The organism is Mesorhizobium sp. M4B.F.Ca.ET.089.01.1.1 (assembly GCF_004022605.1).
GTDB lineage: Bacteria > Pseudomonadota > Alphaproteobacteria > Rhizobiales > Rhizobiaceae > Mesorhizobium > Mesorhizobium abyssinicae.
Window position 1 is genome coordinate 1 of the sequence record NZ_RZOS01000291.1, and the last position, 7,357, is coordinate 7,357.

Annotated in this window: 7 protein-coding genes; 6 read left to right on the plus strand and 1 reads right to left on the minus strand. The window is 63.4% G+C overall.

Annotated features, from left to right (window positions below; translation table 11 throughout):
- From EN780_RS38895 to EN780_RS23095, 6 genes are all read left to right on the plus strand, one after another.
- The coding region (locus tag EN780_RS38895; RefSeq protein ID WP_189556668.1) for a transcriptional regulator at positions 1–1,034 on the plus strand (1,034 nt) is incomplete at its 5' end.
- A gap of 72 nt (positions 1,035–1,106) precedes the next feature.
- Positions 1,107–1,712 carry a DUF922 domain-containing protein gene (locus tag EN780_RS23075; RefSeq protein WP_128275414.1) on the plus strand — a complete coding sequence of 202 codons (606 nt, stop codon included), beginning with the start codon at positions 1,107–1,109 and terminating at the stop codon, positions 1,710–1,712.
- Between the two features lie 428 nt (positions 1,713–2,140).
- Entirely contained in the window at positions 2,141–3,223 is a 1,083-nt protein-coding gene (gene ugpC, locus EN780_RS23080) for a sn-glycerol-3-phosphate ABC transporter ATP-binding protein UgpC (RefSeq protein WP_128275415.1), read from the plus strand.
- 38 nt (positions 3,224–3,261) lie between these two features.
- Positions 3,262–4,587, plus strand: coding sequence for an ABC transporter substrate-binding protein (locus tag EN780_RS23085; protein WP_128275416.1), 1,326 nt, complete (start codon positions 3,262–3,264; stop codon positions 4,585–4,587).
- Between the two features lie 100 nt (positions 4,588–4,687).
- Positions 4,688–5,626, plus strand: a complete 939-nt coding sequence (locus tag EN780_RS23090) for a sugar ABC transporter permease (protein WP_128275417.1) — start codon at positions 4,688–4,690, stop codon at positions 5,624–5,626.
- A 1-nt stretch (position 5,627) separates the two neighbouring features.
- Complete coding sequence (locus tag EN780_RS23095) at positions 5,628–6,521, plus strand: carbohydrate ABC transporter permease (RefSeq protein ID WP_128275418.1); 894 nt, start codon at positions 5,628–5,630, stop codon at positions 6,519–6,521.
- A gap of 70 nt (positions 6,522–6,591) precedes the next feature.
- Here EN780_RS23095 and EN780_RS23100 read toward each other — a convergent pair whose 3' ends face one another.
- A complete protein-coding gene (locus EN780_RS23100; protein ID WP_127285795.1) occupies positions 6,592–7,296 on the minus strand; it encodes an SDR family oxidoreductase in 705 nt (234 codons plus the stop codon).
- Between the last annotated feature and the right edge of the window lie 61 nt (positions 7,297–7,357).

Below are 7,357 nucleotides of genomic sequence, written 5' to 3' on the forward strand. Positions count from 1 at the left end.
CTGAGCATTGGACGGAGGATATCAGCGCGACCGCCTTGCGGCTTGGCGCCGACTACATCGCGGAAGGCAGCGTGGAATCCGCCGGGGATGGCTACAGCGCTCGCGTCGTGCTCACCGAGACGATATCCGGACGTCGCGTCTGGATACAGAATTTCACATTCGCCAAAGGCGAGATCTTCGCCTTCCAGAAAACGGTCGCACAACGGATCGCGATGGCGCTGGTCGCCAATATCGAAAGCGCAGTCATGCGCCGCAGCCAGCCCGCATCCGCGTCAAATGTCGAGGCCTATCTCCACCTGCTGCGCGGCATGGCCCTGCTGCGCAGCTATGGCGAAGGCGTGAACGAGGAGGCGCGCAGGCATCTCCTCATGGCGCTCGAACGGGACCCGAATTCGGGCCTTGCGCATGCCTATCTGGCGCTCGCCGATTTGATCATAGGAGGCTATTCCGGCGCGCCGCGCGCCGTGCTCGACCAGGCGCGCGACCGAGCGCTGCATGCTATCGCGCTCAGCCCCGACGAGGGGCGATGCCACAGGATCCTGGCGCTTACCCTGCTCTACCGGGGTTGCGACGAGTACGACGCCGCCGAAAAGCATCTTGCTCGTGCGCTGGACCTCAACCCCTACGATGCCGACACGCTCGCACAGACCGGCTACTTCAAGGCGCTGCGCGGCGATGGCGAAGCCGGGCTGGCTCTGCTCGACCAGGCCATTCAGCTCAACCCGATGCATCCGAGCTGGTATTATTTCGACCGCGGCGTAGCCTTGTTCGTTGCTGGACGCTACCGCGAGGCCGCAACCTCCTTTTCCTCCCTGCCGCGCAAAAGTGTCTGGCAATGGGCGCGGCTGGCGGCTTGCCACGCGCTCGACGGCGACACCGAGAAAGCCAGGGCTTGCGTCAGGGAAGGCCGCGCGCTGGATTCGGGCCTGACCATGGCGGAAATCCTTGCAGACCTGCGCTTGGAGTGCGCCGAGGATTGTGAACGGTTGCGGATCGGTCTCGAGCGGGCCGGCTGGGACAACACGCCGGCATAGCCAGTCCGGCGCGCAACGGGCATGATGGAAGGCGATCGCCCGCCGACTCGGGCTCCAAGTCCGCGGGGGCGCATGAAACCAGCCATCCTTTTGCTTTTGCTCGCGGCCATGCTGCCCTCCGCACCGGCGCGGGCCGGCGACTGGAAGCCGGTGGAAAAGGTCGAGACCTACGCCATCTCCGGCCAGACCGCGCCCGAGCTCTATGCTTCGGTCGGTGAAAACGGCCCGCTCATTGGCGAGAGCAAGAAGCGCGTCATCGCGCATACCAATTTCAAGCTGACCTGGCAGCGCGACTACGACGACAAGGCCGGGGGCGGCGCCTGCGTGCTCAAATCGGCGCGGCCAAAGCTCATCATCACCTACACGCTGCCGAAGCCGACCGGTCCGCTGCCGGCGGGCTTGCAGAAGCGCTGGGACGGCTTCGCCGCAGGCCTTGCCGCGCATGAGAGGGTGCATGGCGGTCAGATCATCGACATGGTGCAAAAGATCGAAGCGCTCAGCGTCGGACTGACCGTCGCCGACGACCCCGGCTGCAAGAAGATCAGGACCGAACTCACCCAGCGCCTGGCCGAACTCTCGCAGACGCAGCGCCAGGCCAGCCGCGACTTCGACCGCGTCGAATTCGGGCCGGGCGGCAATCTGCAGAGGCTGGTGCTGGCGTTTGTGAATGGGGAATGAGCCCAGCTCGGGCAAGGGCATCCGAACATTTGCGATGACGATCTCCACCCTGGCGAGAAAATTGGCAGATTCGTGATTCGAGGAATGCGACGCCATTCAAGCATTGGCTTATATAACCCCGGCGAGCTTACCAGTAGATCGATACACGCTGGAATAGCACAGCTATGCGTGGACTTCCGTCTAAGGCCTATCTACGTTCATTTACCCTGAGCGCTTAGGCAGATCTGCTTCCCACCGCCGCTTTACACGCAGGGTTGGTAGCGCTACCGTTTGCCCAGTCGCGTGACCAAGGGGGGAGCCTTGGTAGCTGTCGCCGGCTGGTGTGGTGGATTGAGGTTCCCGCCGTTTTGACGGGATCCGCTTCAGCACCATGTCAGAAAGAAAATGGAGTCTTGCGGACGTCGCAGGACCCAGCCGGGAGGATTTCAATGGCGTCTGTCGCGATTGCCGATGTCTACAAGTCATTCGGAAGCGTCGAGATCCTTCACGGCGTCAGCGTGGACATAGAGGACGGTGAATTCGTCACCCTGGTGGGGCCATCCGGCTGCGGAAAATCCACCCTTCTCAGGATGATCGCCGGCCTGGAAAAGATCTCGCGCGGCGAGATCGCGATCGGCGAGCGTGTCGTCAACAACGTCGCGCCAAAGGAGCGCGACGTCGCCATGGTGTTCCAGAACTACGCGCTCTACCCACATATGACGGTTGCCGAGAACATGGCGTTCTCGCTGATGCTAAAAGGTGTCTCCAAGGCAGAAAGCGAAGCCGGCGTCCGGCGCGCGGCCGAGATCCTTGGGCTGGTGCCCTTGCTGTCGCGCTATCCGCGCCAGCTTTCAGGCGGCCAGCGCCAGCGCGTCGCCATGGGCCGGGCGATCGTGCGCAATCCGGCCGTCTTCCTGTTCGACGAACCACTCTCAAACCTCGACGCCAAGCTCCGGGTGCAGATGCGTGCCGAGATCAAGGAGCTGCACCAGCGGCTAAAGACCACGACGGTCTATGTCACACACGACCAGATCGAGGCGATGACCATGGCCGACAAGATCGTCGTCATGCATGACGGCCTCGTCGAGCAGATCGGGCCACCGCTGGAACTCTACGACCGGCCAAACAATCTCTTCGTCGCCTCCTTCATCGGCTCGCCCGCCATGAACCTGCTCAAGGGCGGGATTGCGACCGATGGCTCGCCATCCTTTCGCGGCGCAGGCGAGATTTCCGTGCCTTTGGCGGCGACCCCGTCGATCAGCAACGGCGAACCGGTGGTGCTGGGAATACGGCCCGAGCACCTCAGGCTGTCCGACGCGGGGATTCCAGTCACTGTCGCGGTGGTTGAGCCGACCGGCTCGGAGGTGCAGCTCATCGGCCGGACAGAAGGCGGCGAGGAGATCGTCGCGAACTTCCGGGAGCGCCATTCCTTTACGCCAGGTGAAACCGTCCGGCTCTCGGCCGAGCCCGGCCTCATCCATCTCTTTCACGGCGAAACCGGAAAGCGGTTCGAGATGGGCACCAGGCCGTAAGAACGACTGAGCGAGGAAACTGACAGGAGGAGACCACCATGAAATTCACCAGACGCGACGTGATCCGCACGACCGCCGGCGTGGCGGCGGGAGCCTTGGGAAGCCGGTTCGTCGGCTCTCGCGCCCTGGCCCAGGAAGGCCTGAAATACAAGCCGGAGGACGGCGCGAAGCTCAGGCTGCTGCGCTGGTCGCCCTTCGTGCAGGGCGATGAGGACCAGTGGCTGGCCAACACCAAGCGGTTCACCGAGGCGACGGGCGTCGAGGTTCGCGTCGACAAGGAAAGCTGGGAAGACATCCGTCCCAAGGCGGCGGTCGCCGCCAATGTCGGTTCCGGTCCCGACCTGATGTTCGTCTGGTTCGACGACCCGCATCAATACCCCGACAAGCTGCACGACGTGACCGAGCTGGGTGAGTATCTGGGCTCGAAATATGGCGGCTGGTATGACGGACCGAAGCAGTACGCGACCCGGGAAGGCAAATTCCTCGGTCTGCCGCTCGCCACCATCGGCAATGCCATCGTCTACCGCGAAAGCTGGGTGAAGGAGGCCGGATTCGCGGAATTTCCCAAGGACACGGCGGGCTTCCTCGAGCTTTGCAAGGCCCTGCAGGCGAAGGGACATCCGGCCGGCTTCACGCACGGCCACGGCGTCGGCGACGGCAACAACTACGCGCACTGGCTGCTCTGGAGCCATGGCGGCCAGATGGTCGACGAGAGCGGCAAGGTGGCGATCAACAGCCCGGAGACGCTGAAGGCGATCGACTACGCGCAGCAGCTCTACAAGACCTTCATTCCGGGGACCGAGAGCTGGCTCGACGTCAACAACAACCGTGCCTTCCTGGCCGGCGAAGTGAGCGTCATCGCCAACGGCATTTCCGCCTACAACACTGCCAAGATCAACAAGGACAAGGATCCCAAACTGGACGAAATTGCCAAGGACATCCGCACGACCAACCTGCCGATCGGCCCGGTCGGAAAGTCCGTCGAGCTGTTCCAGGTGACCACGGCCGTCATCTTCGACTACACGCCCTACCCCAACGCAGCCAAAGCCTATCTGCAGTTCATGTTCGAGGATCCGCAGATGACGGACTGGATCACCTCCTCCGCGGGCTACTGCTGCCAGACGCTGAAAGCCTTCGACAACAATCCCGTGTGGAAGGCCGATCCGAACAACGCCGCCTACGCGAAGGCCTCGGCGACGCTGCGTCCCAACGGCTATGCCGGGCCGCTCGGCTACGCCTCGGCCGCGACCATGGCAGACTACGTGCTGGTCGACATGTTCGCCAAGGCGGTGACCGGCCAGGCCACGCCGCAGGAGGCGATGGAAGAGGCGGAGAAGCGCGCCAACCGCTACTACCGGGTTTGATCATCGCCCGGCCGGGCAGCTGCGCTGCCCGGTGAGGGTGCGCAACCGCGCGGCGGCCGCCCTGGCCGCCACGCAATCATATCTAATGAGGAGCCACCGCATGGCCGTGCCGTCCGTTGCCGTTGAGCAGCGTTCTTCGATCCTGTCGCGCCTGAGCGAAAGCCGCAACGCGCTTGGCTTCGGCTTCATGTTGCCGGCGGCGGTGCTGCTGTTGGTGTTTCTGACCTATCCGCTCGGGCTGGGCGTCTGGCTCGGCTTCACCGATGCCCGCATCGGCCGCCCCGGCATCTTCATCGGCATCGAGAACTATCAATACCTTTGGAGCGACAGCGTCTTCTGGCTCTCCGTCTTCAACACCCTGCTCTACACGATCAGCGCTTCGATCCTGAAGTTCATGCTCGGCCTATGGCTGGCGCTCATCCTCAACGAGAACCTTCCCTTCAAATCGTTCTTCCGCGCCGTGGTGCTGCTGCCCTGGGTGGTGCCGACGGTGCTGTCGGCGATCGCCTTCTGGTGGATCTACGATTCGCAGTTCTCGATCCTGTCCTGGGCGCTGCAGCAGATGGGCCTGATCGACCATCGCATCAACTTCCTCGGCGACCCGACAAACGCGCGCGCCTCGGTCATCGCGGCCAATGTCTGGCGCGGCATTCCTTTCGTCGCCATCACCCTGCTTGCCGGCCTGCAGACGATCCCCCAATCGCTTTACGAGGCCGCCACGCTCGACGGCGCCAGCCGCTGGCAATTGTTCCGCCATGTGACACTGCCGCTGCTGACGCCGATCATCGCCATCACCATGACATTTTCAGTGCTGTTCACCTTCACCGATTTCCAGCTGATCTATGTGTTGACCCGCGGCGGACCGGTCAACGCCACCCACCTGATGGCGACGCTGTCCTTCCAGCGCGGCATTTCAGGTGGCCAGCTTGGCGAGGGCGCCGCTATCGCGGTTGCCATGATCCCCTTCCTGCTGGCGGCGATCCTGTTCAGCTATTTCGGCCTGCAACGCCGCAAGTGGCAGCAAGGCGGCGGAGACTGAAATGGCCGCGATCAAGGGACCGAAACGTCCGGAAGCCGATGAAGGCGGCATGGGCTACCTGCAAAGCCTGCCGCGCCGCGTGGTGACGGTCTATCTGCCATTGCTGGTGTTCATCATCGTGCTGCTGTTTCCGTTCTACTGGATGACGATCACGGCGGTTAAGCCCAATGTCGAGATGACCGATTACGCCAACTTCAATCCGTTCTGGGTCGTGCATCCAACGTTGCAGCACATCCGCTATCTTCTCTTCGAGACGTCCTATCCCGGTTGGCTGCTCAACACGGTCATCATCTCCACCGCCGCCACGTTCCTGTCGCTGCTGGCGGCGGTGCTGGCGGCCTATGCGATCGAACGGCTGAGGTTTTCGGGAGCGCGGCAGGTCGGTCTCGCCGTCTTCCTCGCCTATTTGGTGCCGCCCTCGATCCTGTTCATTCCGCTGTCGGTGATGGTGTTCAACCTCGGGCTCTACGACACGCCATTCGCGCTGATCCTCACCTACCCGACGTTCCTGATCCCGTTCTGCACCTGGCTGCTGATGGGCTATTTCCGCTCCATCCCCTTCGAGTTGGAGGAATGCGCGCTCATAGACGGAGCGACCCGGCTGCAGATCCTCACCAAGATCGTGCTGCCGCTGTCGGTACCGGGCCTGATTTCCGCCGGCATATTTGCATTCACCCTGTCATGGAACGAGTTCATCTACGCGCTGACGTTCATCCAATCGTCGGAGAACAAGACCGTGCCGGTCGGCGTGCTGACCGAGCTTGTGCGCTCTGACGTCTACGAATGGGGGGCGCTGATGGCGGGCGCGCTGATCGGCTCGCTGCCGGTCGTGGTGCTCTACTCGTTCTTTGTCGAGCACTACGTTTCCTCGATGACCGGGGCGGTGAAGGAATGACGCCGACCGCGAGCGGCTTGCCGCCAAATGCACGGCGGCAAGCCGGCCGCATGGCCGCGGACGACAGGCGTCAGATCGCCCGGATGATGCCGCCGTCGACGCGGATGTTCTGGCCGGTGATGTAGCCGGCGCCATCGGAGGCGAGGAAGGCGATGGTGGCTGCGATCTCGTCGCTGGTGCCGTAGCGCTGCATCGGCACGCTGTCGCGCCGCTCCTCGGTGGCGGGCAGGCTGTCGATCCAGCCCGGCAGCACGTTGTTCATGCGCACATTGTCGGCGGCGTAGGTGTTGGCGAAGATCTTGGTGTAGGCGGCAAGGCCGGCCCTGAACACCGCCGAGGTCGGGAACATAGGGCTCGGCTCGACCACCCATGCCGTCGAGATGTTGATGATGGCCCCGGCCTTCTGCCTGACCATGTGGGGCGCCACGATGCGCACCGGCCGGATGACGTTCATCAGGTAGACGTCGAGGCCGGTGTGCCACTGCTCGTCGGTGATCTCGAGGATCGGCGCGCGCGGCCCGTGGCCGCCGCTGTTGACCAAAACGTCGATGCGGCCGAAGCGCTCGAGCGTCAGGTCGGCGAGACGCTGCAGATCCTCATTCGACTGGTTGGATCCGGTGACGCCGAGACCGCCGAGCTCGCTGGCCAGCGCCTCACCCTTGCCGGACGACGACAGGATCGCAACCTTGAAGCCGTCGGCGGCCAGGCGCTTTGCCGCCGCCGCGCCCATGCCGCTGCCGCCGGCAACGACGACTGCCACTTTTTCTACACTCATCGCATCTTCCTTTCCGGATTGGTTTTCGGCCCGTACCACCATTGATCACAACGTGCTATAT

Coding starts and splice junctions, on each gene's coding strand:
- EN780_RS23075 (WP_128275414.1), top strand. CDS start 1,107: ATGAAACCAGCCATCCTTTTGCTTTTGCTCGCGGCCATGCTGCCCTCC.
- ugpC (WP_128275415.1), top strand. CDS start 2,141: ATGGCGTCTGTCGCGATTGCCGATGTCTACAAGTCATTCGGAAGCGTC.
- EN780_RS23085 (WP_128275416.1), top strand. CDS start 3,262: ATGAAATTCACCAGACGCGACGTGATCCGCACGACCGCCGGCGTGGCG.
- EN780_RS23090 (WP_128275417.1), top strand. CDS start 4,688: ATGGCCGTGCCGTCCGTTGCCGTTGAGCAGCGTTCTTCGATCCTGTCG.
- EN780_RS23095 (WP_128275418.1), top strand. CDS start 5,628: ATGGCCGCGATCAAGGGACCGAAACGTCCGGAAGCCGATGAAGGCGGC.
- EN780_RS23100 (WP_127285795.1), bottom strand. CDS start 7,296: ATGAGTGTAGAAAAAGTGGCAGTCGTCGTTGCCGGCGGCAGCGGCATG.